24 protein-coding genes are annotated in these 22,919 nt (G+C 73.3%); 13 read left to right on the top strand and 11 right to left on the bottom strand.

Annotated features, from left to right (window positions below; translation table 11 throughout):
• The first annotated feature begins 163 nt into the window (after window positions 1-163).
• Window positions 164-727, top strand: a complete 564-nt coding sequence (locus C1N81_RS38035; RefSeq protein ID WP_394435941.1) for a TetR family transcriptional regulator — start codon at window positions 164-166, stop codon at window positions 725-727.
• A gap of 72 nt (window positions 728-799) precedes the next feature.
• Window positions 800-1,384, top strand: a complete 585-nt coding sequence (locus C1N81_RS38030) for a DUF4865 family protein (RefSeq protein WP_394435940.1) — start codon at window positions 800-802, stop codon at window positions 1,382-1,384.
• Between the two features lie 15 nt (window positions 1,385-1,399).
• On the opposite strand, the gene C1N81_RS38025 is transcribed toward C1N81_RS38030, so the two are convergent.
• Complete coding sequence (locus tag C1N81_RS38025) at window positions 1,400-2,656, bottom strand: ROK family protein (RefSeq protein ID WP_394435939.1); 1,257 nt, start codon at window positions 2,654-2,656, stop codon at window positions 1,400-1,402.
• 79 nt (window positions 2,657-2,735) lie between these two features.
• On the bottom strand, window positions 2,736-3,395 hold the full coding sequence (locus tag C1N81_RS38020; protein ID WP_394435938.1) for an alpha-ketoglutarate-dependent dioxygenase AlkB family protein: 660 nt from the start codon (window positions 3,393-3,395) through the stop codon (window positions 2,736-2,738).
• A gap of 226 nt (window positions 3,396-3,621) precedes the next feature.
• Between C1N81_RS38020 and C1N81_RS38015 the strand changes: the two genes are divergently transcribed.
• From C1N81_RS38015 to C1N81_RS38005, 3 genes are all read left to right on the top strand, one after another.
• Window positions 3,622-4,401, top strand: coding sequence for a DeoR/GlpR family DNA-binding transcription regulator (locus C1N81_RS38015; RefSeq protein ID WP_394435937.1), 780 nt, complete (start codon window positions 3,622-3,624; stop codon window positions 4,399-4,401).
• A 112-nt stretch (window positions 4,402-4,513) separates the two neighbouring features.
• Window positions 4,514-5,719 (top strand): MFS transporter, encoded by a 1,206-nt coding sequence (locus C1N81_RS38010; RefSeq protein WP_394435936.1) that lies wholly within the window; start codon window positions 4,514-4,516, stop codon window positions 5,717-5,719.
• A gap of 131 nt (window positions 5,720-5,850) precedes the next feature.
• Window positions 5,851-6,588 (top strand): maleylpyruvate isomerase family mycothiol-dependent enzyme, encoded by a 738-nt coding sequence (locus C1N81_RS38005; RefSeq protein ID WP_394438497.1) that lies wholly within the window; start codon window positions 5,851-5,853, stop codon window positions 6,586-6,588.
• A gap of 21 nt (window positions 6,589-6,609) precedes the next feature.
• On the opposite strand, the gene C1N81_RS38000 is transcribed toward C1N81_RS38005, so the two are convergent.
• Window positions 6,610-7,026: a MarR family winged helix-turn-helix transcriptional regulator gene (locus C1N81_RS38000; protein ID WP_394435935.1), complete on the bottom strand. Its 417-nt coding sequence runs from the start codon at window positions 7,024-7,026 to the stop codon at window positions 6,610-6,612.
• 86 nt (window positions 7,027-7,112) lie between these two features.
• On the opposite strand from C1N81_RS38000, the gene C1N81_RS37995 reads away from it, so the two are divergent.
• Window positions 7,113-8,618, top strand: coding sequence for an MFS transporter (locus C1N81_RS37995; RefSeq protein WP_394435934.1), 1,506 nt, complete (start codon window positions 7,113-7,115; stop codon window positions 8,616-8,618).
• A gap of 9 nt (window positions 8,619-8,627) precedes the next feature.
• On the opposite strand, the gene C1N81_RS37990 is transcribed toward C1N81_RS37995, so the two are convergent.
• From C1N81_RS37990 to C1N81_RS37980, 3 genes are all read right to left on the bottom strand, one after another.
• The gene (locus C1N81_RS37990) at window positions 8,628-9,293 is read right to left on the bottom strand and encodes a response regulator (RefSeq protein ID WP_394435933.1); all 666 of its coding nucleotides are present in this window, start codon (window positions 9,291-9,293) and stop codon (window positions 8,628-8,630) included.
• Window positions 9,290-10,729 (bottom strand): sensor histidine kinase, encoded by a 1,440-nt coding sequence (locus C1N81_RS37985; RefSeq protein ID WP_394435932.1) that lies wholly within the window; start codon window positions 10,727-10,729, stop codon window positions 9,290-9,292. Before C1N81_RS37985 ends, C1N81_RS37990 begins: the two co-directional genes overlap by 4 nt.
• An 86-nt stretch (window positions 10,730-10,815) precedes the next feature.
• A complete protein-coding gene (locus tag C1N81_RS37980) occupies window positions 10,816-11,562 on the bottom strand; it encodes a TetR/AcrR family transcriptional regulator (protein WP_394435931.1) in 747 nt (248 codons plus the stop codon).
• Between the two features lie 367 nt (window positions 11,563-11,929).
• Between C1N81_RS37980 and C1N81_RS37975 the strand changes: the two genes are divergently transcribed.
• On the top strand, window positions 11,930-12,409 hold the full coding sequence (locus C1N81_RS37975) for a nitroreductase family deazaflavin-dependent oxidoreductase (RefSeq protein WP_394438494.1): 480 nt from the start codon (window positions 11,930-11,932) through the stop codon (window positions 12,407-12,409).
• 17 nt (window positions 12,410-12,426) lie between these two features.
• Here C1N81_RS37975 and C1N81_RS37970 read toward each other — a convergent pair whose 3' ends face one another.
• A complete protein-coding gene (locus C1N81_RS37970) occupies window positions 12,427-13,650 on the bottom strand; it encodes a geranylgeranyl reductase family protein (protein ID WP_394435930.1) in 1,224 nt (407 codons plus the stop codon).
• A gap of 143 nt (window positions 13,651-13,793) precedes the next feature.
• On the opposite strand from C1N81_RS37970, the gene C1N81_RS37965 reads away from it, so the two are divergent.
• Both C1N81_RS37965 and C1N81_RS37960 read left to right on the top strand, forming a co-directional pair.
• A complete protein-coding gene (locus C1N81_RS37965; RefSeq protein WP_394435929.1) occupies window positions 13,794-15,155 on the top strand; it encodes a dipeptidase in 1,362 nt (453 codons plus the stop codon).
• A gap of 69 nt (window positions 15,156-15,224) precedes the next feature.
• Window positions 15,225-16,055 carry an MBL fold metallo-hydrolase gene (locus tag C1N81_RS37960; RefSeq protein WP_394435928.1) on the top strand — a complete coding sequence of 277 codons (831 nt, stop codon included), beginning with the start codon at window positions 15,225-15,227 and terminating at the stop codon, window positions 16,053-16,055.
• Between the two features lie 13 nt (window positions 16,056-16,068).
• Here the strand turns inward: C1N81_RS37960 and C1N81_RS37955 are convergent, their stop codons facing one another.
• Window positions 16,069-17,064 carry an NUDIX domain-containing protein gene (locus C1N81_RS37955; protein WP_394435927.1) on the bottom strand — a complete coding sequence of 332 codons (996 nt, stop codon included), beginning with the start codon at window positions 17,062-17,064 and terminating at the stop codon, window positions 16,069-16,071.
• A 173-nt stretch (window positions 17,065-17,237) separates the two neighbouring features.
• Here C1N81_RS37955 and C1N81_RS37950 point away from each other — a divergent pair, with 173 nt between their 5' ends.
• Complete coding sequence (locus C1N81_RS37950) at window positions 17,238-17,414, top strand: hypothetical protein (protein ID WP_394435926.1); 177 nt, start codon at window positions 17,238-17,240, stop codon at window positions 17,412-17,414.
• A gap of 378 nt (window positions 17,415-17,792) precedes the next feature.
• Here C1N81_RS37950 and C1N81_RS37945 read toward each other — a convergent pair whose 3' ends face one another.
• Window positions 17,793-18,239 (bottom strand): NUDIX hydrolase, encoded by a 447-nt coding sequence (locus C1N81_RS37945; protein ID WP_394435925.1) that lies wholly within the window; start codon window positions 18,237-18,239, stop codon window positions 17,793-17,795.
• A gap of 310 nt (window positions 18,240-18,549) precedes the next feature.
• Entirely contained in the window at window positions 18,550-19,425 is an 876-nt protein-coding gene (locus tag C1N81_RS37940) for an aminoglycoside phosphotransferase family protein (RefSeq protein WP_394438491.1), read from the bottom strand.
• A 250-nt stretch (window positions 19,426-19,675) separates the two neighbouring features.
• Between C1N81_RS37940 and C1N81_RS37935 the strand changes: the two genes are divergently transcribed.
• Window positions 19,676-20,101, top strand: coding sequence for an STAS domain-containing protein (locus tag C1N81_RS37935; protein WP_394435924.1), 426 nt, complete (start codon window positions 19,676-19,678; stop codon window positions 20,099-20,101).
• A gap of 78 nt (window positions 20,102-20,179) precedes the next feature.
• The gene (locus C1N81_RS37930; protein WP_394435923.1) at window positions 20,180-20,365 is read left to right on the top strand and encodes a CsbD family protein; all 186 of its coding nucleotides are present in this window, start codon (window positions 20,180-20,182) and stop codon (window positions 20,363-20,365) included.
• Window positions 20,366-20,673: 308 nt separating this feature from the next.
• Here the strand turns inward: C1N81_RS37930 and C1N81_RS37925 are convergent, their stop codons facing one another.
• The gene (locus tag C1N81_RS37925) at window positions 20,674-21,636 is read right to left on the bottom strand and encodes an ROK family protein (RefSeq protein WP_394435922.1); all 963 of its coding nucleotides are present in this window, start codon (window positions 21,634-21,636) and stop codon (window positions 20,674-20,676) included.
• 219 nt (window positions 21,637-21,855) lie between these two features.
• On the opposite strand from C1N81_RS37925, the gene C1N81_RS37920 reads away from it, so the two are divergent.
• Entirely contained in the window at window positions 21,856-22,890 is a 1,035-nt protein-coding gene (locus tag C1N81_RS37920) for a LacI family DNA-binding transcriptional regulator (protein ID WP_394435921.1), read from the top strand.
• The last annotated feature ends 29 nt before the right edge of the window (window positions 22,891-22,919 follow it).

Below are 22,919 nucleotides of genomic sequence, written 5' to 3'. Positions count from 1 at the left end.
GGTGTGCCGCGTGTGCGGGTGTCCGATGCCTTGAGCGTCGCGCGGGGAGGGGGCCCTGGTCGTCGTGCGGCCGGCGGCACCGCGCGTACCACCACGGGAGTACGCGCGGCCTCCGTCCGCTGCTATCACCTTCTGTGTAACTACTAGTAGGTACACTCACGGCGTGAGCACTCAGGAGCGACTCATCGAGACCACCCGCGAACTCCTGTGGGAGCGCGGCTACGTCGGCACCAGCCCGAAGGCGATCCTGCGGGGCGCGGGCGTCGGCCAGGGCAGCATGTACCACCACTTCACCGGCAAGGAGGACCTGGCGCTGGCCTCGATCCGGCGCACCGGCGAGGAGATGCGGGCCGGTGTCGACCGGTTGCTCGGCGCGGGCGGAACGGCGTACGAGCGGGTCGAGGCGTATCTGCTGCGCGAGCGTGACGTCCTGCGCGGCTGCGCCATCGGGCGGCTCACGATGGATCCGGACGTGCTCGCCAGTGATGCCTTGCGCACACCCGTCGACGAGACCCTCGCACATGTCAGGAACCGGCTCGCCGACGTGCTGCAAGAAGGTGTCGACAGCGGGGAGTTCGGGACACACGTGGTTCCGCACGACCTCGCGGCGACGATCGTGGCGACTGTTCAGGGCGGTTACGTGTTGGCCCGCGCCTCCCGCGACACACACGCCTTCGACGCGGGTGTGCGCGGCCTGCTGTCGCTCCTCTCCCCCGCGACCGACTGACGACCCGCCGAGCACCGACCGAGGTCTGAGGGCCGAGGACGAGGACCGAGGACGAGGAGAGGACCGACGACCATGCACGCGATGCAGTACGAGATCACGCTCCCGGCCGACTACGACATGGGGATCATCCGCGCGCGGGTGGCGGCGAAAGGGCACCTGCTCGACGACTTCCCCGGTCTGGGCGCGAAGGCGTACCTGATGCGGGAGCGCGGCGTCGACGGCTCGCCCGTGAACCAGTACGCGCCCTTCTACCTCTGGACCACGCCGCAGGGCATGAACGCCTTCCTCTGGGGCGCCGGTTTCCAGGGCATCGTGCGGGACTTCGGCCGCCCGGTCGTCCAGCACTGGACGGGCGTGGCGTACGAGGAGGGCCGGGCGCCCGGGGACACCGCGCGGGCGGCCGTACGGCGGCGGATCCCGGTCGGGGCGGACGCCGATCTGCCGCGCATCATGGCGGAGGCGGCGGAAAACGTGGCCGAACTCGCCTCCGCCGGGGGCGTGTTGTACGCGGCCGCCGCCGTCGACCCCCGCACCTGGGAGCTGCTGACCTTCTCGGTGTGGGACCACGCGTCCCCGGAGGCGCCCGGCGACGTGTTCCAGGTGCTGCACCTGTCGCAGCCCGAGCGGAAGCTGCTGCCGCGCGGGAGGCAGTGGTAGCGGGGCGCCGGCGCGTCAGGCCTCGGCGAGCGCCCCGAGCGGGTCGTCGAGCACGGGCTGCCAGGCCAGTTCGGCGGCGCCGACGAGGCTGTTGTGGTCGAGCGTGCAGGCCAGGATGGGGACGCCGCCGCTGCGCCCCCACAGGCTGCGGTCGGCGACGACGGCCCGGAGCCGTTCGGGGGCGGCGTCCAGGAGGGTGCGGTGCAGGCCGCCGAGGATGATGCGGTCCGGGTTGAGGATGTTGACGAGCCCGGCGAGGCCGAGGCCGAGCCGGTCGACGAGTGCCTCGAGGGCCGTGCGCACCCCGCGGTCGTCCGGCGCTTCGGCGAGCAGCGCGCGGGCCTGGTCGAGGAGGGAGCCGTCGGGGTCCGGGTCGCGGCCCGCGGCGACGAGGAAGGCCAGCGGGTCGGCCTCGACGTCGAGGCAGCCGCGGCTGCCGCAGTGGCAGGGGCGGCCCTCGGGGTTGACGGTGAGGTGGCCGACTTCGAGGGCGAGGCCGGAACTGCCGGTGTGCAGGCGGCCGTCGATGACGAGGGCGCCGCCGACACCGCGGTGGCCGGTGGCGACGCAGAGCAGGTCGCGGGCGCCGCGTCCGGCGCCGTGCCGGTGCTCGGCGAGCGCGGCGAGGTTCACGTCGTTCGCGGCGAAGGCGGGGATGCCGAGGTCCGCCTCGCGCACGCAGTCGGCGAAGATCTGCCGCACCGGGGCGCCCGCGGGCCACGCCAGGTGCAGCGGGTTGAGGGCCGTGCCCTCGGGCTCGGCGACGGCGGACGGCACGGCGAGCCCCGCGCCGACGCACCGCCGACCGGTCGTCTCCAGGAGCCGGACGCCCGCCTCCACGACGGAGCGCAGCACGTCCGCCGGGTCCGGGTCGATGATCGCGCAGCCGGGTGTGGTGGCGACGATGCGGCCGCCGAGTCCGACGAGCGCCGCGCGGTACCCGTCGGAGTGCACCTGCGCGGCGAGCGCCACGGGCCCGTCGTCGGCGACGGAGAGGCGGTGCGAGGGACGGCCCTGGGAACCGGCCGCGGCGCTCGGCCTGGCGTCGATCCGGATCAGGCCCAGCGCTTCGAGTTCCGCCGCGACGGCGCCCGCGGTGGCGCGGGTCACGCCGAGTTCGGCGGTGAGGACGGCGCGGGTCGGCGCCCGCCCGGTGTGGACGAGTTCGAGCGCGGGACCGAGCGCGCTGCGGCCCCGTTCGAGGCGCGGTGGCCGCGCTCCGCCGCCGCCCGCCGCGTGGCCTCCGGTTCCGGCGGCAGCCTGCCCGCCCATCAGCAACTCCTCGCCCTGATCACGGTCAGGAATGGTAGCCGGTGAACGCGGCCGGCCGGTCGGGGAACACCTCGACGGCTCACAGTCCGCTGACGCGCAGGGTGATGTTGAGCCGCCCTTCCAGGCCGAGGTCCGGCGGCGCGGTTCCGTCCAGGGTGCGGGGCACCCCGTGGTACGCGAACCGGGACGGGCCGCCGAACACGAAGAGGTCGCCGCTGTGCAGTTCCACGTCGGTGTACGGCTGCGTACGTGTCTCCGTGTTTCCGAACCGGAAGACACATGTGTCGCCGAGGGAGAGCGAGACGACGGGCGCGGCCGATCGCTCGTCGCGGTCCTTGTGCATCCCCATGCGGGCGTCGGCGTCGTAGTAGTTGATGAGCGCGATGTCGTACGGGTCCGGTGGCTCCTGGCCGCCGTAGGCGGCGACGACGGCGCGCCGCCCCAGGTCCGCGAGGTCGGGCGGCATCGCCTTCACCGGCTGCCCGTCGCCGTCGACGGCGGTGCGCGCGTACCCGTACGGGAACCAGTGCCAGCCGAGTCCGAACTGCCGGACCGTCATCCGGCCCCCGCCGGGCAGCCGCACCTCGCGCAGCCCGGCGGGCGGGCGCGCCCACGTCCGGCACGACTCGACGAGGGCGCGCTGTGCGGCCGGGTCGAGCCAGTCCGGGACGTGGACCGCGCCGGGGGCGATCTCCTCGGGCGGGCGGGCGAACAGTCCGGGTCCGTGCATGCCCACCATCCTGCGCCATGAACCACGAGGCGCCGCAGCCGACGAGCGCGACCCGCTCCCCGGTGACTCACTCACAGCGATGCTTGTTCGTGCACGGTATGGCGAGCGCTCAATCAGCATCTAGCAGTCACCCGCATACGGCTATGGTCTGTCCCACCGAGCCAAGTTCCCTGAGCCGAGTTCCCTGAGCCGAGACCGAGCCGACACCGAGCCGATCGACGATTGGAGGTCGCGGATGTCCCGCGACGCCCGCTGGAAGTCCCTCCTGGAGCTGCTCGTCGAGCGCGGGCGCCTCGACGTGGAGGAGGCGGCGACCGACCTTGGCGTCTCCGCGGCGACGATCCGGCGCGACTTCGACCAGCTCGCGGAGCAGCAGATGCTGGTGCGCACGCGCGGCGGCGCCGTCGTGCACGGCGTCAGCTACGAACTCCCCCTGCGCTACAAAACCGCGCTCGGCGCCGCCGAGAAGCAGCGCATCGCCAAGGCGGTCGCCGAACTCCTCACGCCTGGCGAGGCCGTGGGGCTGACCGGCGGCACGACGACGACGGAGGTCGCCCGCGCCCTCGCCGTCCGCCCCGACCTCGCCTCCGGCACCCCGGCGCTCACCATCGTCACCAACGCCCTGAACATCGCCAACGAGCTGGCGGTCCGCCCCCAGTTCAAGATCGTCCTGACCGGCGGGGTCGCGCGCCCCCAGTCGTACGAGTTGATCGGCCCGCTCGCCGACGGCGTACTCGGCCAGGTCACCCTGGACACGGCGGTCCTCGGCGTCGTCGGCCTCGACGTCACGCACGGCGCCTCCGCGCACGACGAGGCCGAGGCGGCGATCAACCGGCTGCTCTGCGAGCGGGCGGAGCGGGTCGTGGTCGCGGCGGACTCCAGCAAACTGGGCCACCGCGCCTTCGCCCGCATCTGCGGCACGGCACAGCTGGACGTCCTCGTCACGGACACGGCGGCCGACAAGGAGACGCTGACCCGGTTCGAGGAGACCGGGGTGCAGGTCATCGCGGTCTGAGCGGATCGGCCGGGGACGGGCGCGCGGGGCAGGTTCCCCGCGCGCCTTTCGCGTACCAGGGCCCGCGGCAGCCCCCTTGTCCCGAGCCGGAACCTCCGCCTACCCTGACTTTGTGCCGCTACTGAACAAACTCGGGACCGTCAGCGCCGACGGCCCGCACCGCTCACCCCTGTCCCGCCTGCGCCTCGTGCTCACCGTCTTCTTCGCCCTCGACGGGTTCGTCTTCGCGGGCTGGGTGGTCCGCATCCCCGCGATCAAGGAACAGACGGGGGCGTCCGCGAGCACGCTCGGGCTCGCGCTGCTCGGAGTGTCGGCCGGAGCGGTCGTCACGATGATGCTGACGGGCGGGTTGTGCCGCCGCTTCGGCGCGCACGCGGTGACGGTGGCCTGCGGCGTGCTGCTCCCGCTCACCGTCGCCCTGCCCCCGCTGACCCACTCCCCGCTCGCGCTCGGCCTCGTCCTGCTGGCGTTCGGCGCGGCCTACGGCGGCATGAACGTGGCGATGAACAGCGCGGCCGTCGATCTCGTCGCCGCGCTGGGCCGCCCCGTCATGCCGAGCTTTCACGCCGCGTTCAGCCTCGGCGGCATGGTGGGGTCGGGCCTCGGCGGCCTGGTCGCGGGGCAGTTGTCGCCGACCCGGCACCTCCTCGCCATCACCGTGATCGGCCTCGTGGTCACGGCGGCGGCCGCACCGACCCTGCTGCGCCAGACCCCGCCGGCCCCGCCGGAACGCCTCCGGGACGAGGGCGCCGCCCCGCGCCCCGTCGGCCGCCGCGCCCACGGCCTCGTCCTCGTCTTCGGGCTCATCGCCCTGTGCACGGCCTACGGGGAAGGGGCCCTGGCCGACTGGAGCGCGCTCCACCTCGAAGAGGACCTGCACGCGCATCCGGGTATCGCGGCCGCCAGTTACTCCTGCTTCGCGTTCGCCATGACCATCGGCCGGCTCTCCGGCACGGCCCTGCTCGAACGGCTCGGCAGGACCCGCACGATGGTGTACGGCGGGGCGACCGGCGCGGCCGGAATGCTGCTCGGCGCGCTCGCCCCCTCGGTGTGGCTGACCCTCGTCGGCTTCGCGGTGACCGGGCTCGGCCTGGCGAACCTCTTCCCCGTCGCCATCGAACGGGCCGGCGCCCTCGCGGGCCCGACCGGCGTCGCCGCGGCCTCCACCCTCGGCTACGGCGGCATGTTGCTCGGCCCGCCCGCGATCGGTTTCATGGCGGACTGGTTCTCCCTGCCCACGGCCCTGACGAGCGTCGCGCTGCTCGCGGCGGTGGCCGCCACCATAGGCTTCGCGACCCGCAACGCGGCGACCACCTGAAGGCGTCCCTCAGCACGAATCCGGGAGACCGGCGGCCCGCGCCGCCGCCCGCACGCCCGTATCCCAATCCCCGGAAATCACACCCCCGGACGCGCGTCACCCGGCACACTCGCCCCATGGAGACTCGTCCCATGGAGACCGCCGAGCACCTTCACGTCCTGGACACCGAGGGCCGCCGGCTCGCGGCCGCCGCCGAACAGGCGGGCGTCGACGCCAAGGTGCCGACCTGCCCCGGGTGGCAGATCCGGGACCTGGTGCGGCACACGGGCATGGTGCACCGCTGGGCGGCGGCGTTCGTCGCGGAGGGGCACCAGGAGCCCCACCCCGACGGGGGCCTGCCCGACCTCGACGGGGAGGAACTTCTGGACTGGTTCCGGCGGGGACATACGTATCTCGTCGACACGTTGACGCAGGCGCCGCCCTCCGTGGCGTGCTGGTCGTTCCTGCCCGCCCCGAGCCCGCTCGCCTTCTGGGCGCGGCGGCAGGCGCACGAGACGACGGTGCACCGGGTCGACGCCCAGTCGGCGCTGGCGACGGCGCCGGACCCGATCGCCGAGGACGTCGCGGTCGACGGGATCGAGGAACTCCTGCTCGGCATGCACGCCCGCAAGAAGAGCCGGGTGCGCTCCGAGGCGCCGAAGGTGCTGCGGGTGCGGGCGACGGACGCCGACGCGACCTGGACCGTCCGCATCACGCAGGACCCGCCCGCGACCGAGCACGGCGCGGCCGGTGAGGCCGACTGCGAACTGGCGGGCCCCGCCGCGCGTCTCTACCTCTCGCTCTGGAACCGGCTGCCGTTCCCGTCTCTGACGGGCGACGCGTCGGTGGCCGCGCTGTGGCGCGAACGCTCGGCGATCACCTGGAGCTGAGCCGCGGGGCCGCCTCGAAGATCAGTCCTCGGGCGCCAGCATCCGGCTCAGCACGGCCCGCTGCAACGGCCGTACCTCGCCGTGCAGTGCGCGCCCCTTGGGGGTGACGCAGACCCGCACGCCGCGCCGGTCCTCGCTGCACATCCCGCGCTCCACGAGCCCGTCCTTCTCCAGGCGCCCGATGAGGCGGGAGAGCGCGCTCTGGCTGAGATGGACCTGCGCCGCGATCTCCTGCACCCGGAAGCCCTCGGTGCCGTCCTCGGCCGTGCCCCCGGCGAGGACGTCGAGCACCTCGAAGTCGCTGGCGCCCAGGCCGTGCTGGTGCAGCGCGCGGTCAAGTTCGCACATCGTGCGCGCGTGTATCGCGAGGATGTCCCGCCACTGGTCCACGAGGTCCGACGCGGCCGCGGCCCTCGGTCCCGACTTCTGTGCCGCCATGCTCGCACGGTAGCAGAAAAACCCTCTTTATTGCGTCAGCATTAAATGCACTTGCACTCAATGCACGTGCATGTACATTGCTCCGCATGACTTCTCCGCTCTCCTCTGCTCCTTCCTCTCCCGAGGCGTCCCAGGAGCACTGGTCCCCCCGTCTGTGGGGCACGTTGCTCGTGCTGTGCGCGGCGATGTTCCTCGACGCGCTCGACGTGTCGATGGTCGGCGTCGCCCTGCCCTCGATCGGCTCGGAACTGGATCTCTCGACCGCCACCCTGCAATGGGTGGTCAGCGGCTACATCCTGGGCTACGGCGGCCTGTTGCTGCTCGGCGGCCGCGCGGCCGACCTGCTCGGGCGGCGCCGCGTCTTCCTCGTAGCCCTCGGCGTCTTCGCGGTGGCGTCCCTGCTCGGCGGCCTCGTCGACTCGGGGCCGCTGCTCATCGCGAGCCGTTTCATCAAGGGTCTCAGCGCCGCGTTCACCGCGCCGGCCGGCCTGTCGATCATCACGACGACGTTCGCCGAGGGCCCGGTGCGCAATCGCGCCCTGTCCATCTACACCACCTGCGCCGCCACCGGCTTCTCCATGGGCCTCGTCCTCTCCGGACTGCTGACGGAGGCCAGCTGGCGCCTGACCATGCTGCTTCCCGCGCCGATCGCCGTGATCGCGCTGCTCCTCGGCCTCAAGCTGATCCCGCACAGCGCCAAGGAGGAGAACCACCGCGGCTACGACGTCCCCGGCGCCGTCACCGGCACCCTCGCCATGCTGCTGCTCGTCTTCACCGTGGTCCAGGCCCCGGAGGCGGGCTGGGGATCGGCCCGCACCCTGCTCTCCTTCCTCGCCGTCGCGGTCCTGCTGACCGTGTTCGTCCGCATCGAGCGCCGCTCGCCGGGACCGCTGATCCGGCTCGGCGTGCTGCGCTCCGGTTCGCAGATCCGCGCCCAGATCGGCGCGATGACCTTCTTCGGCTCCTACGTCAGCTTCCAGTTCCTCGCCACGCTGTACCTGCAGTCGCTGCTCGGCTGGTCCGCGCTCAGCATGGCGCTCGCCTTCCTGCCCGCGGGCGCCCTCGTCGCCCTGTCGTCGACGAAGGTCGGCGCGATCGTGGACCGCTTCGGCACCCCGCGCGTGATCGCGGCGGGCTTCACGCTCATGGTCGTGGGCTACGCCCTGTTCCTGCGCATCAGCCTCGACCCGGTCTACGCGGCCGTCATCCTGCCGACGATGCTGCTGATCGGCGCCGCCTGCGCCCTGGTCTTCCCGTCCCTGAACATCCAGGCCACCAACGGCGTCCACGACGACGAGCAGGGCATGGTCTCCGGTCTGCTCAACACGTCCGTGCAGGTCGGCGGCGCCATCTTCCTCGCGGTGGTGACGGCGGTCGTGACGGCCGGCGCCCCCGAGGGCGCGTCGCCGCAGGAGGTCCTCGACAGCTTCCGCCCGGGTCTCGTCGTGATCACCGCGGTCGCGCTCGTGGGTCTGCTCGTCACCCTGACGGGCCTGCGCACACGCCGCCGCACACGGGACTCGGTCGTCGTCGTGAAGTCCCTCCCGCAGGAAGCGGCGGCCGTGGAGGAAGGGCTCGCCCTGCGCGACTGACCCGTCGGCTCATCCCAGCCAACCAGGCCGTACGAGCCCCGACTCGTAGGCGAGGACGACCAGTTGGGCGCGGTCGCGCGCGCCCAGCTTGACCATCGTCCGGCTCACATGGGTCTTGGCGGTGAGCGGGCTGACGACGAGGCGGCGGGCGATCTCCGCGTTGGACAGGCCGATACCGACGAGCGCCATCACCTCCCGCTCCCGCTCGGTGAGCCCGGCCAGCGACGCCGCCGCCTCCGGCTCCTTCGAGCGGGCCGCGAACTCGGCGATCAGCCGCCGGGTCACCCCCGGCGAGAGCAGCGCGTCCCCCTCGCCGACGGCCCGCACGGCGCGCAGCAACTCCGCCGGTTCGGTGTCCTTGACGAGGAACCCCGAGGCACCGGCCCTGATCGCCTCGAAGACGTACTCGTCGAGCTCGAAGGTGGTCAGCATGACGACCTTCACCTCCGACAGGTCCGGGTCCGCGCCGATCCGGCGGGTGGCGGCGAGCCCGTCCAGGAGCGGCATCCGGATGTCCATGAGGACGACGTCGGGGCGCAGCTCGCGCACCGCGCGCACCGCCTCCTCCCCGTCGGCGGCCTCGCCCGCTACCTCGATGTCGCCCTGCGCGTCGAGCAGCGCCCGGAACCCGGCGCGCACGAGCGACTGGTCGTCGGCGAGCAGTACGCGGATCAACGCGGTGCCTCCTCTGGCGGCGAGGGCGGGGATGGAGGTGAGGAAGGTGAGGGCGGGGGTGGAGGTGAGGGCAGGGATGGAGGTGAGGGCGGGGGTGGAGGTGAGGGCAGGGGCGGGTCTTGAGGTGCGGACGGCCCGGTGGTGAGCGGCAGTTCGGCGACGACCCGGAAGCCGCCGTCGGGGCGCGGGCCCGCCTCGATCGTCCCACCGAGGGCGGCGGCGCGCTCGCGCATCCCGGCGAGCCCGTTGCCGCTGCCGCCCGCCTCGGCGTGGCTCGAGGGCCCGTCGTCGTCGACGGTGAGCGTCAACGAGGCGTAATGGTAAGCCAGTTGCACCTGGGCGCGGCGCGACTCCGAATGCCGTACGACGTTGGTCAGCGCCTCCTGCACGATGCGGAACGCGGCGAGGTCGGCGCCGGGCGATAGCGGTGGCCGCTCGCCGTCCGCCTGGACATCGACGGTGAGCCCGGCCGTGGCCGCCTGTTCGACGAGTTCGGGCAGCCGGTCGAGCCCGGGGGCGGGCGCCCGGGGCGCGGCTCCGGGCGCCCGCAGCGTGTCGAGGACCTGCCGCACCTCCCCGAGCGCCTCCTTGCTCGCGTCCTTGATGGTGGTCAGCGCGGTGCGCGCCTGCTCGGGGTCGGAGTCGAGCAGGGCCAGGCCGACACCCGCCTGCACATTGATCACGGAGATCGAGTGCGCGAGCACGTCGTGGAGTTCACGGGCGATGCGCAGCCGCTCCTCGTCGGCCCGGCGCCGCGCCGCCCGCTCACGCTCGGCCCGCGCCTGTTCCCTCTGCTGGCGCCGGACCCGGACGAGTTCGGCGACCGCCACGACAGCGAGCACCCACGCCGCGACGATCCCCTCCTGCCCCCACGGCCGCGGCCCGTCGCCGGACGGCGGCAGGTACGCGTACAACCAGTGCGCGATCAGGAGATGGCCCAGCCAGAGCAGCCCCACGGCGGACCAGGCCGCCCACCGGCGCCCGGCGACGATCGCCGCGAAGCACGCCAGGGCGACCGTCACGAAGACCGGCCCGTACGGATAACCGGCCCCCAGATAGACCGACGCGCACACCACCGTGGCGAACGCGACCGGCACCGGATGGCGGTGCCGCCACAGCAACAGCAGACAGCCGGTGATCAGCAGCAGGCGCGCGGACACGTCGAGGGCGACCCGGTCGCTCTGGCCCCGCGCGGCGACGTGCGACCCGAGGAGTACGAACGCCGTCACCAGCGCCGTGGAGCGCCAGGGCCACCGGGCACCGCGGGGCAGGGCCCACCAGGCGCCCGGCCACGGCGGGTTGCCGCCTTGGGGGTCGCCGCCACGGGAGTCGCCGTTACGCGGTTCCCCGTCACGCGGGCCGCCGCCATGCGGGCCGCCGCCACGGGAGTCGCCGTCACGCGGGTCGACCCCGGCGCGCATTCGCTGCTGCTCCATGCCGCCACGCTAGGCGCGCGGGCCGTGGCGGGCGTCCGCCGGGCGAGGTGATCACCCGTACTCCCCGGGGAGTACGGGCCCGGCCGCTACCTCAGCAGACCGACGCCGTGGGCCAGGTTCGCGGCGGCGTGGGCGAAGAACGCGGCACGATCCTCGACGACCCGGTGGAACTGGCCGAACACCTCGAAACCGACCAGGCCGAACAACTGGGCCCACGCGGCGACGAGCGCGACCGCCACCTCGGGCGGCAGGTCCGGCGCCAGATCGGCGGCCATCCGGTGCGCCTCGGCCCGCACCCCGGACTTCAGCGGCGACAGAGCCACGCCCTTGTCCTCGTAGGCATCCCGGACGACGGCGATGAGCAGCAGGCCGACCCGGGAGGCGGCCGGGACCGTGGTCGCGGGGGCGGTGTACCCGGGCACCGGCGAACCGTAGATGAGCGCGTACTCGTGCGGGTGGCCGAGGGCCCATACCCGTACGGCCTGGCAGACGGTGACCCAGCGGCCCGTCGGCGTCACCGGCTCACCGGGCTCCCCGATCTCGCGGTACGCCGCGTCCGCCCGCTCCGCCGCCTCACCGAGGGAGTCGTACGCGTCGATGATCAGGGCGGTCAGCAGGTCGTCGCGGCTGGGGAAGTAGCGGTACAGGGCCGAGGAGACCATGCCGAGCTCGCGGGCGACGGCGCGCAGCGACAGCTTGGCGGCGCCGTCCTCGGCGAGCTGTCTGCGTGCCTCGTCCTTGATGGCGGCGGTGACTTCCTGCCGGGCGCGGGCGCGGGCTCCCTGCGTGGTGCCTCCGGCGGGGCGCGGGGGTGTGCTGCGGCTCGTACTCATGGGGGCAGTGTCGCACAGGGCGAGAGCGCTGCCCTTGTTTCGGATCGGCGCACTCAGAACGGATCGGAGCACTCGAAGTAGGTCAGCGCTCTTGAGATAGGTCAGCGCTCTTGTAGTAGGTCAACGCACTCGAAAGAGATCGATGCACACAAGTGAGAGCAGTGCTCTTGCTATGGAGCACCAGTCTCGTGCAGACTGCTCTCAAGCGAGAGCAGTGCTCTCGGTTTCCGAACCCCGCCGCTGCCGCCAGGAGGCCCCGATGTCCGCGACCCCCACCACGACCACGACCCAGAGCGCGAGCCCGAGCACGACCCAGAGCCCGACCCCGAGCACGGCCCAGAGCCCGACCCCGAGCACGGCCCAGAGCGTGACCCCGAACGCGACCTCGGGTACGAGTGCTCCCGCCCACGTCCGCAAGCCCGGCTGGTTCACCGTCAACGTCCTGAACCGGTCCGTCGCCTGGCTGACCCGGCGCGGTCTCAGCGTCTGGGGCTCCCGGGTCCTCGCGGTGCGCGGCCGCAAGAGCGGGGCCTGGCGCACCACGCCCGTCAATCTGCTGACCTTCGACGGTCAGCAGTACCTCGTCGCCCCGCGCGGGCACGTGCAGTGGACCCACAACATGCGGGCGGCGGGCGGCGGGGAGCTGCGCCTGGGCCGCAGGGCCGACGCGTTCACCGCCGTCGAGGTCGCCGACGACGACAAGCCGGCCGTGCTGCGCGCCTACCTCAAGCGCTGGAAGGCGGAGGTCGGGGTGTTCTTCGACGGGGTGGGCCCGGACTCCACCGACGCGGAGCTGCGCCGCATCGCCCCGGACCACCCCGTCTTCCGGATCACGCTCACCGGCTGAGCGTCAGACGTTCGGTGTCAGTGGTCGAGGCGCGACAGTGCGCGGCCGGCCAGCGGATGGGTGCGGACCAGTTCGCCGAGCGTGGTCGAGCCCCGGGTGATGCGTGCGAACGCGTTCCACGCCGGGCGGAAACCGGTGAGGACGGCGTGCAGCACCCCCGGCCTGCGCTCGAAGACGGTCAGCATCCGCTTGCCGACGGCCATCTCGACGCCGAGCCCGGCCTTGATGGCGAAGGCGTAGTTCAGCGCCTGGCGGCGGGCGTCCACCGCGTCGTGCGCCTCGGCGACGCGCACCGCCCACTCCCCCGCGAGCCGGCCCGAGCGCAGCGCGAACGAGATGCCCTCGCGGGTCCACGGTTCGAGCAGCCCTGCCGCGTCGCCGCAGACCAGGACGCGGCCGCGGGAGAGCGGCGAGTCGTCGGCGCGGCAGCGCGTGAGGTGCCCGGAGGAGACCGCCGGTTCGAACCCGGCGAGGCCGAGCCGCCCGATGAAGTCCTCCAAGTACCGCTTGGTGGCGGCCCCTTCGCCGCGGGCCGAGATGACGCCGACGGTCAGGGTGTCGTCCTTGGGGAAGACCCAGCCGTAGCTGCCGGGCATGGGGCCCCAGTCGATGAGGACGCGGCCGCGCCAGTCGTCGGCGACCTCCTGCGGAACCGGGATCTCCGCCTCCAGGCCGAGGTCGACCTGGTCGAGCTTGACGCCGACGTGCGCCCCTATGCGGCTCGCGCTGCCGTCCGCGCCGACCACGGCACGGGCCAGGATCGTCTCGCCGTCCTGGAGGACGACGGCGACCGTGCGCCGGTCGGGCACCTCGCTGCCGTGCTGCTCGACGCGCGAGACAGCGGTGCCGGTGCGCAGTTCGGCGCCCGCCTTCTGGGCGTGCTCGACGAGCTGCGCGTCGAACTCGGGCCGGTTGATCAGCCCGAACAGCATGTTCTTCGAGCGCCGGGTGCGCGCGTACTTGCCGTTCAGGGAGAACGTCACCGCGTTCACCCGGTCCTTCAGCGGCAGCTCGAAGCCGGGCGGCAGCGAGTCGCGGGACGGTCCGATGATGCCGCCGCCGCACGTCTTGTACCGGGGGATCTCCGCCTTCTCCAGGAGCAGCACCCGCCGTCCGGCGACCGCGGCCGCGTACGCGGCGGACGCCCCCGCGGGGCCGGCGCCCACCACGACGACGTCCCACACCTCCATGGCCCGCTCGTCGTCCATGTCGCCCTCGCCCGTCGAGTTCTCGCTGCTCACGTTGGTCTACTGCTCCCGATCAGCTGCCTGCCGCACGTTTCTCACGCATCCTACGGCGGGCCGCCCCGTGACCCACCGCGGGAGGATCATGCGAGGATCGTCGCCACACCCTGCACAACGTCGCACCTACGAGGAGCGTGCCCATGTCGCCGCATCCGATCGCCGAGACCGTCGCCGCCCTGCTCCCGCGGGCCAAGGCCGAACTGGCCGAGCTGGTGGCCTTCAAGTCGGTGGCGGACTTCGCTCAGTACCCGAAGAGCGAGAGCGAGGGTGCGGCCAACTGGGTCGCGGACGCGCTGCGCGCCGAGGGCTTCCAGGACGTGGCCCTGCTCGACACCCCCGACGGCACGCAGTCGGTCTACGGCTACCTGCCAGGACCCGAGGGCGCGCCGACCGTCCTGCTGTACGCGCACTACGACGTGCAGCCGCCGCTGGACGAGGCGGGATGGGTGACGCCCCCGTTCGAGCTGACCGAGCGCGAGGACGGGCGCTGGTACGGGCGCGGCGCCGCCGACTGCAAGGGCGGCGTGCTGCTCCACCTCCTGGCGATCCGCGCCCTGAAGGCGAACGGCGGGGTGCCGGTCAGCGTCAAGGTGATCGCCGAGGGCTCCGAGGAGCAGGGCACCGGCGGCCTGGAGCGCTACGCCGAGCTCCACCCGGAGCTGCTGCGCGCCGACACGATCGTCATCGGCGACGCGGGCAACTTCCGCGTCGGCCTGCCCACCGCGACGGCCACGCTGCGCGGCATGACCCTGGTCCGCGTCGAGATCGACACCCTCGAAGGCAACCTCCACTCCGGCCAGTTCGGCGGCGCGGCCCCCGACGCCCTGGGCGCCCTCGTCCGCGTACTGGACTCGCTGCGCGCCGAGGACGGCTCGACGACCGTCGACGGCCTGGAACCGGACGCGGCCTGGGACGGCCTCCAGTACGACGAGGACGCCTTCCGCAAGGACGCCAAGGTCCTCGACGGGGTCGAGCTGATCGGTTCGGGGACGGTCGCCGACCGCATCTGGGCGCGGCCCGCCGTCACCGTGCTCGGCATCGACTGCCCGCCGGTCGTCGGCGCGACGCCGTCGGTGCAGGCCGGCGCTCGCGCGCTGATCAGCCTGCGGGTGCCGCCGGGCACGGACGCCGCCGAGGCGACGAAGCTCCTGATGGCGCACATCGAGTCGCACACCCCGTGGGGCGCCCGCGTCCGCGTCGAGCAGGTCGGCCAGGGCCAGCCGTTCCGCGCGGACACGACGAGCCCGGCGTACGCCGCGATGGCCGACGCGATGGCGGAGGCCTACGACGGCCAGGAGATGCAGTACGCGGGCCAGGGCGGCTCCATCCCGCTCTGCAACACCCTCGCCTCCCTCTACCCGCAGGCGGAGATCCTCCTCATCGGCCTGAGCGAGCCGGAGGCGCAGATCCACGCGGTGAACGAGAGCGTCTCGCCCGAGGAGCTGGAGCGCCTCTCGGTGGCGGAGGCCCGTTTCCTCCAGAAGTACGCCGCCGCCAAGTAGTCCGGGCGGTTTCTTCGCCGAGAGCCGAGAAGCGGGGGGTCGGGGCGACCGCGTTCGTACGGTCGCCCCATGACGACCGATCCAACCCGTCCGACCCGTCCCACCCGTCCGACCCGTCCCACCCATCCGCCCGACCCGACGGCCCCGTCTCGGCCTCCGTATCCGCTGACGGACACGGTCGACCTCACCCCGCACCTGCGCCTCCTGCGCTTCCCGGTCGGGCAGGCCTACCTCTGGCGCGACGGCACCGGACCCGGCGCCGAACTGACCCTGATCGACGCGGGCGCGGCCGGTGCCGGGCGGCCGATCGCCGACGTCGTACGTGATGGGGGCCAGGCCCCCGAGGACGTACGGCGGATCGTGCTCACCCACTTCCACGAGGACCACGCGGGCGGCGCCGGGGAGTTCGCCCGGCTGAGCGGCGCCGAGGTGTACGCGCACCGGCTCGACGCACCGTACGTGCGCGGCGAGGCCCCGGAGCCGCAGCCGGTGTTCGAGGACTGGGAGCGGCCGCTCCACGCGCGGGCACTGGCGGCCCTGCCGCCCCGCCCCGACCACCCGGAACTGCCGTTCGCCGTACGGGAGTTGGCTGAAGGCGACGTTCTCGACTTCGGGGGCGGGGCGCGGGTCGTGGGCGTGCCGGGACACACGGACGGCTCGATCGCGCTGCATCTGCCCGCGCACGGGGCCCTGTTCACCGGTGACGCCGTGGCCGCGTCACCAGTGGACGGCCAGGTGGTCCTCGGCGTGTTCAACCTCGACCGCACCCGGGCCGTCGCCTCCTTCCACCGGCTCGCCGCGCTCGACACCGACGTGGTCTGCTTCGGCCACGGGGACCCGGTGGTGGGCGGCGCGGGCGCGGCTCTCCGCAAGGCCGCGTCGGCGTACGAAGGCGCGTAGACCTCGGTCGGTCTCAGCCGACGGGGACTCCGGCCTCCAGATAGTGCGCGGCGCCGCGTTCGCGGGCGCGCAGGGCCCAGCGCAGCCGCTCGTAGCGGACCGGGGGCAGCATCCCGGCCGCCTCGTGCTCGCCGACGAAGCGCCAGTCCCGCAGTTCCGGGCCGGGCAGCAGGACGTGGCGGGCGGCCTCGCTCGTGAGGTGGCCGCCGTCGAAGAGGAGCCGCAGACCGCCGTAGCGGGGCGGCTCCGGTGCTTCCCAGTCGACGACGAGGAGCCGGGGCACGTCGACGAGGTGTATGCCGATCTCCTCGGCGACCTCCCGGATCCCGGCGCGGGCGGGCGCCTCGCCGCGCTCCACGACGCCGCCGGGGAACTCCCAGCCGGGCTTGTAGGTGGGGTCGACGAGGAGCACGCGCCCCTCCTCGTCGAAGAGCAGCACCCCCGCCGCGACCGTCTCGGCGGTCGGCTCCGGGGTCTGCACGATCTCGCAGGGGGCGGCCTCGCCGGCCTGCACCGCGGCGGCTATCCGCACGGCGGTGTCGTAGGGGGTGAGCGCCCCGTTGTCGACGAGGTAGGCGTCGGCCGCGAGCCAGCTCGCGAGGGCGGCGCGGTAGGGCCCGATGTCGGCGGGGAGTTCGCCGCCGGGGTCACGTCGGCGCAGGATCGTTTCCCCTGGAGCAAGGAGCACATGGCACACGGGGATGCGGCGGGCGGCGAGACCGCCGAAGATCTCGTCCCGGTACTCCTGGCGCATCAGCCCCATCGGCACCACGAGGACGCCGCCCAGCTCGGCGAGGAGGGCAGCCGCGGTGTCCACCACGAGCCGCCGCCAGATCGGGAGATCCTGATGCTCGTTCACCTCGGCGAGCCGCTTGGCCGGCAGCAGCCGCTCCAACTCGCCGTCGATCACCGCGGGGTCGAAGAGCGTGCAGTTCGGGATCAGGTCGCTCAGCTCCCGTGCGGCGGTGGTCTTGCCCGCGCGGGACGTGCCGTTGACCCAGACGATCACGGTTCCCCCTCATCCATCGGCCCCCTGAGGCTTGCCCGCAACACCCTGCCATGGAAACCAGCCGCAGATCAGAGCCGGTACGCGCGGCGCGCGGAGCCCGCCGGTCACCCGTCGGACCGCGGCCGTTCATTACTCGGAGGCGCGTTGTCAGTGCCGCCCACTAGGCTCTCCACATGACCTTCACCGAGAACCGCGCACCCGCGCGGTCCGCCGACGAGCTGAACGACCGCATCCGCCTCCTCATGACCCACTCCGGCGGCAGCCTCAGCGAGTCGCAGCGCCGGGAGTACGAGGTCCTGGTCGTGGAGTGGGCGGCGGCGGCCGGCGGCGACATCGTCAAGGCGGCGTGACCCTCCGGGGGTTGAGCGGGCGACGACGTCAGCGGGGCGGAGGGGGCGTTAGGCGGGGCGCCGCAACAGCACCCTCCGTACCGCCCCACGCAGCGGACCGCACATCACGACGCCGGGCCATCGCAGCCCCAGGGCACCGGGCAGGGCGAGCGCGCGGCCCGAACCCCGACACAACGGCGCCCACCAACCGGCGCCGCCCAGCCCGCCACACCACCGGCCCCGCTGCCCGCTGCCCGCTGCCCGCTGCCCGCTGCCCGCTGCCACCACGCGGCCACCCGCGCCAACCCGTCGCCGGGCCCGCTGAGGCCACCGTCACCCGGCCGGACAGGTCCCGTCACCCGGCCGCACAGGTCCCGTCACTCGGCCGCGCAGGCCCCCTCACCGGGGCGCCCAGCCCCCCGCCCCCACCAACCGCACCGCATCCGCCGCCGCAGGCGACAAGCTCGTCGCGTCGAGGTTCGTGAGCGGGAGCCACCTTGCCGCTTCCGTGGTTCCGTCGACCTCCACGACCTCGGGGGCGGTGTCTCCGTCGAGGTCGACCGCGTAGAACAGGGCGATCAAGTGCCAGTCGACGGCGCCCCGCCGGACCGTGTAGGCCCGGCTGTCGAGGAGGCGGGCGTCGGTGAGTCGCTGGCCCGTCTCCTCGCGGAGCTCCCGTTCCAGCGCCTGGACGGGCTGTTCGCCGTGGTCGATGCCGCCGCCGGGCAGATGCCACAGGCCCGGCGCGAAGACCGGTGAGGTGTCCGCGAGGCGGGCCAGGAGGATCCGGCCCTGCTTGAGCGCCACCGCGTACGCGGAGACGCGGGTCCGCGCCTCGTACCCCATGCTGCTTCCCTCCCCCGGGACGGTCCCCCGTCGCGATCATGGTGAGGGCACTCTACGGGCCGCCCGCGCACCGTCTCAGGGATGTCACGGCGGCGGGCGCCCCGAAGACCCGCGCGGAGAACCGGAAGGCCGGGGTGTCCGCCGCTGCCCGACGGCGTACCACCGGCCCATGTCCGGCCTCCCGGTGTCTCCACTACGCAGTGAATCGCAGCGGGGCGGGCGCCAGAAGCGTGTGCGGGGACGCCGTCGCGGCGCGCTTTTCACACGGGTGCGAACGAAGCACACGCCCCGCGGCGCCGCGACGTACGTCCTACCCGGCGAGGGCCGCCCGGATCTGCCGCTCCGTCTGGGCCCGGACCCGCGGGTCGCTCGCGGCGTACGCCGTGTGGGCGGAGAGGCCGGTCGTCAGCGCCCACCCGCGCCCGCGCAGCCAGGTCGCCTCGTCGACGCCGAGTGCGGCGCGGAAGACGGCGCGGGCGGCCGGGGAGAGCAGGGTGAAGGCGACCATGAGGTCGACGGCCGGATCGCCGAGGCCGAGGCCGCCGAAGTCGATGACGGCGCTGAGCCGGCCGTCGACGGTGAGCAGGTTGCCGGTGTGGAAGTCGCCGTGGAACCACACGGGCGGCCCCTGATGTCCGGGGCAGGCGAGCGCGGCGTCCCACAACGCCGTCATCGCGGGCGCGTCGAAGGCACCGGCGACGGCCGCGATCGCCTCCCGCGTGGACCGGTCCCGCTCCGCCAAGGTCTCGGCCGCCCCGGCGGGCCCGTCCTCACCCGCGTCGAAGCCCCACAACACCCGCAAGAACGCGGCCAGTTGACCCGCCGCCTCGGTCGAGGCGCCGAGCCCCTCGACCGTCGCCACCTCCCCCTCCAGCCACCGGGTCACGGCCCAGTCCCACGGGTACCCGAGCGCCGGTTCGCCCACCGCCACCGGGACGGGCACGGCCAGGGAGAGCCGCGGCGCGAGCCGGGGCAGCCAGTACTGCTCCTTCCTCGCCTGCCCGACGGCCCCGCGGTGGCGCGGCAGACGCACCGTCAGTTCGTCGCCGAGACGGTGGATGACGTGGTCCGATCCGGCGGGGTCGACGAGCGTCAGGGGCAGCCCGGCCCACTGCGGGAACTGCCGGTCGACGAGGTCACGGACGAGCGCCGTGTCGATGTGCGGGCGGTCCGTTCCACCGCTCAGGACGCCCACATCGAACCCCTTTTCCGTTCACTTGTACCTTTAGATGTCAAGCACTTCATTCTCAATTCACTCCATCAAGTGATGTGGACGATCGGGAATCGTTACGCCACAACGCCGTACGGAATATGCCGATACGGTGACCGACCAGGCGCCCCAGTCCCCGGCGACCTCCCGATTCGTTCGCACGAAACATGTGGCAGCGCGGACGGCTCCCGTGGAGCCGGACTAGTGCTCGGCCCCGGGGGGACCGATGCGACAGGGCAACCGACAGAACTACGTCTCCGGCGACTGCGGAGACCACGACGGCACCGCCGGCATGCCGGGCTCCGAGGAGTTCCTGCACCCGCCCGTGGTGCACACACCCGGCGACTGCGCGGTCGTCGAACTCCACGGCGAGATAGACCTTCTGGCCTTCCAGCGGATGGCGCCCCTGCTCGACACCGTGGCGGCGGGCCCGTACCGGGTGGTGGCGATAGACCTCACCGGCACCACCTTCTTCGACTGCTCCGGGCTCTCCCTCCTGGTGCGGGCCCACCGCAGGGCCGCCCACCGGGGCGGCCGGGTCACCGTGGTCTGCCGTCACCGCCTGACACTGCGCATCATCGAACTCTCCGGGCTCACCGAGGTGCTGACTCCCGTGGCGACGGTGGAGGAGGCGCTCCGGCCGTCACCGTGAGTATCGACTGCGGGTGCGGGTGCGGGAAAACGCTTTTAGCGTGGCAGCTGTCTTGGCTCACCTACTGAGGAGCGAACGATGGGCGAGAGCGGCATGGACAAGGCCAAGGGCAAGGCCAAGGAGATGCTCGGCCAGGCCACGGGCAACGAGCGCAAGAAGTCGGAGGGCAAGGTCGACCAGGCCAAGGCCAAGGCCCGCGAGACCGCCGACGACATGCGCGACCGGGCCGACGGCGCACGCGACTCCCTGCGTGACGACAAGTAGCCGCGCACACGGGTGGGCCCCCTCGAACGAAGAGGGGGCCCACCCGTGTACGCGGGGAAACTCTAGAGATTGGGCGGCCCACAGATCAGCCAGCCCGCAGATCAACCAGCTCACAGATCAACCGGCCCGCAGGTAGGCGGAGTTCGCCACCTGCCCCAGGAACCTGAACCGGCTGGCTCCCCCAGGAACCTGAACCGGCTCTCCCCAGCCCGGCCGCGGAGTGGGTTCCGCCTACTCCAGATCGGCTCCGGAGCGGCGGCGACACCGGGCCGCGGAGCAATCACCAGCAGGGCCCGTCGCCGTGATCGTCACACCGCCTGGCGCTGCGCCCCGCCGAGGACCGCGTCGGACTGCAGCGCGGCCGCCGCGGCGCCCACCAGGCCCGCGTCCGTGCCCGTCGACGCCGGGGCCACCGTGAGCCGCTGCACGAAGGAGAGCGTCGCGTAGTCGCGCAGAGCGCGGCGCAGCGGGGTGAAGAGGACGTCGCCCGCCTTCGCCACTCCCCCGCCGATCACCGCGATGTCGATCTCGACGAGCGTCGCGGTCGCCGCGATGCCCGCCGCCAGGGCCTGGGCCGCGCGCTCGAAGGAGGCGACGGCCGCGCGGTCCCCGGCGTGGGCGGCGCGGGCCACGGCGGCGGCGGACGTGTCGCCGTCCTCGCCCGGCTGCCAGCCGTCGCCGAGGGCGCGGCGGGCGATGTTGGGGCCGCTGGCGATGCGCTCGACGCAGCCGCGCGCGCCGCAGGGGCACGGGTCGCCGTCGAGGTCGACGCTGATGTGACCGATGTGCCCCGCGTTGCCGGTGGGGCCCGGCCGGAGCTGGCCGTTGAGGATCAGGCCGCCGCCGACGCCCGTGGAGACCACCATGCACAGCGCGTTGTCGTGGCCGCGCGCCGCGCCCTGCCAGTGCTCGGCGGCCGTCATCGCCACACCGTCACCGACCAGCTCGACCGGGAGGCCGCCCGCGAGCGCCCGTACGCGGGAGACGAGGGGGAACGCGCGCCACCCCGGCACGTTGACGGGGCTGACCGTGCCGTTCGAGCGGTCCACGGGGCCCGCGCTGCCGATGCCGACCGCCCGGACCCGGGGCCACAGCTCGGAGACGGTCAGCTCGGCGAGGACCGAGTCGACCGCGCCCATCACCGTCTCCCCGTCCTCCTGCGCGGGGGTCGGACGCTGCGCGCGCGCCAGGATGCGGCCCTGGTCGTCCACGAGGGCGCCGGCGATCTTGGTGCCGCCGATGTCGAGCGCGGCGACGAGGTCCATGTGCATCAGTGTCAGATCCCCTGGAAAAAATGGCAGGTCGGAGAAGGAAAGTTTAGGAAGCCAAGTAGAGCGGTGCACAGTCTCTCCCGAGCCTGACAACGTTGTCCAGGCCCTATGCTCGACGGCACACGCCCGTGCAGGATGATGAGCCCTGACGCATCGGGCCCGTCACCCGTCCGGGTGGCCGGCTTTCCCGGCAGCGACGACAGGACAGGACAGCGCATAGTGGACCGCACCGCCCGCCGCACCGAGAACCGCTACGGCAATCGCCCGACCATGAAGGACGTCGCCGCGCGCGCCGGGGTGGGCCTCAAGACGGTTTCCCGGGTCGTCAACGGCGAGCCGGGCGTCACCCCCGACACGGAGCGCCGCGTACAGGAGGCCATCGCCGCGCTCGGCTTCCGGCGCAACGACAGCGCGCGGGTCCTGCGCAAGGGACGTACGGCCAGCATCGGGCTCGTCCTGGAGGATCTGGCGGACCCGTTCTACGGACCGCTCAGCCGCGCCGTCGAGGAGGTCGCGCGGGCGCACGGGGCGCTGCTCATCAACGGCTCCAGCGCGGAGGACCCCGAGCGCGAGCAGGAACTGGTGCTCGCGCTGTGCGCGCGGCGGGTCGACGGGCTCGTCATCATCCCCGCCGGGGACGACCACCGCTACCTGGAGCCGGAGATCGCGGCCGGGGTCGCGACCGTGTTCGTGGACCGGCCCGCCGGGCGGATCGACGCGGACGTGGTGCTCTCCGACAGCTTCGGCGGCGCGCGCGACGGGGTCGCCCACCTGATCGCGGGCGGGCACCGGCGGATCGGCTTCATCGGCGACCAGCCCCGTATCCACACCGCCGCGGAGCGGCTGCGCGGCTACCGGACGGCCATGGAGGACGCCGGGATAACCGTCGACGAGCGGTGGATGTCGCTCGGCGTCACCGACCCCGAGCGGGTGCGGCGCGCCGCGGAGTCCATGCTGAAGAGCGAGGAGCCGGTCACGGCGATCTTCGCGGGCAACAACCGTGTGACGGTGACCGTCGTCCGGGTCCTCGCCGAGGCCGGCCGCAGCGTCGCCCTGGTCGGCTTCGACGACATCGAGCTGGGCGACCTCCTCCGGCCCGGGGTGACCGTCGTCGCCCAGGACGCGGCGCAGCTCGGCCGCACCGCCGCCGAGCGGCTGTTCCGTCAGCTCGACGGGGCGACGCTGCTGCCGGAGCGCATCGAACTCCCGACACGGTTGATCAAGCGGGGCTCGGGCGAACTGCCCCCGGCGTGACGAGGGGCCCGGCGCCTGCGCCGGGCCCT

The organism is Streptomyces sp. SGAir0957, from assembly GCF_043523415.1.
Note: the sequence above shows the minus strand (reverse complement) of the source record. Positions and strands in the feature narration are given on the sequence as shown.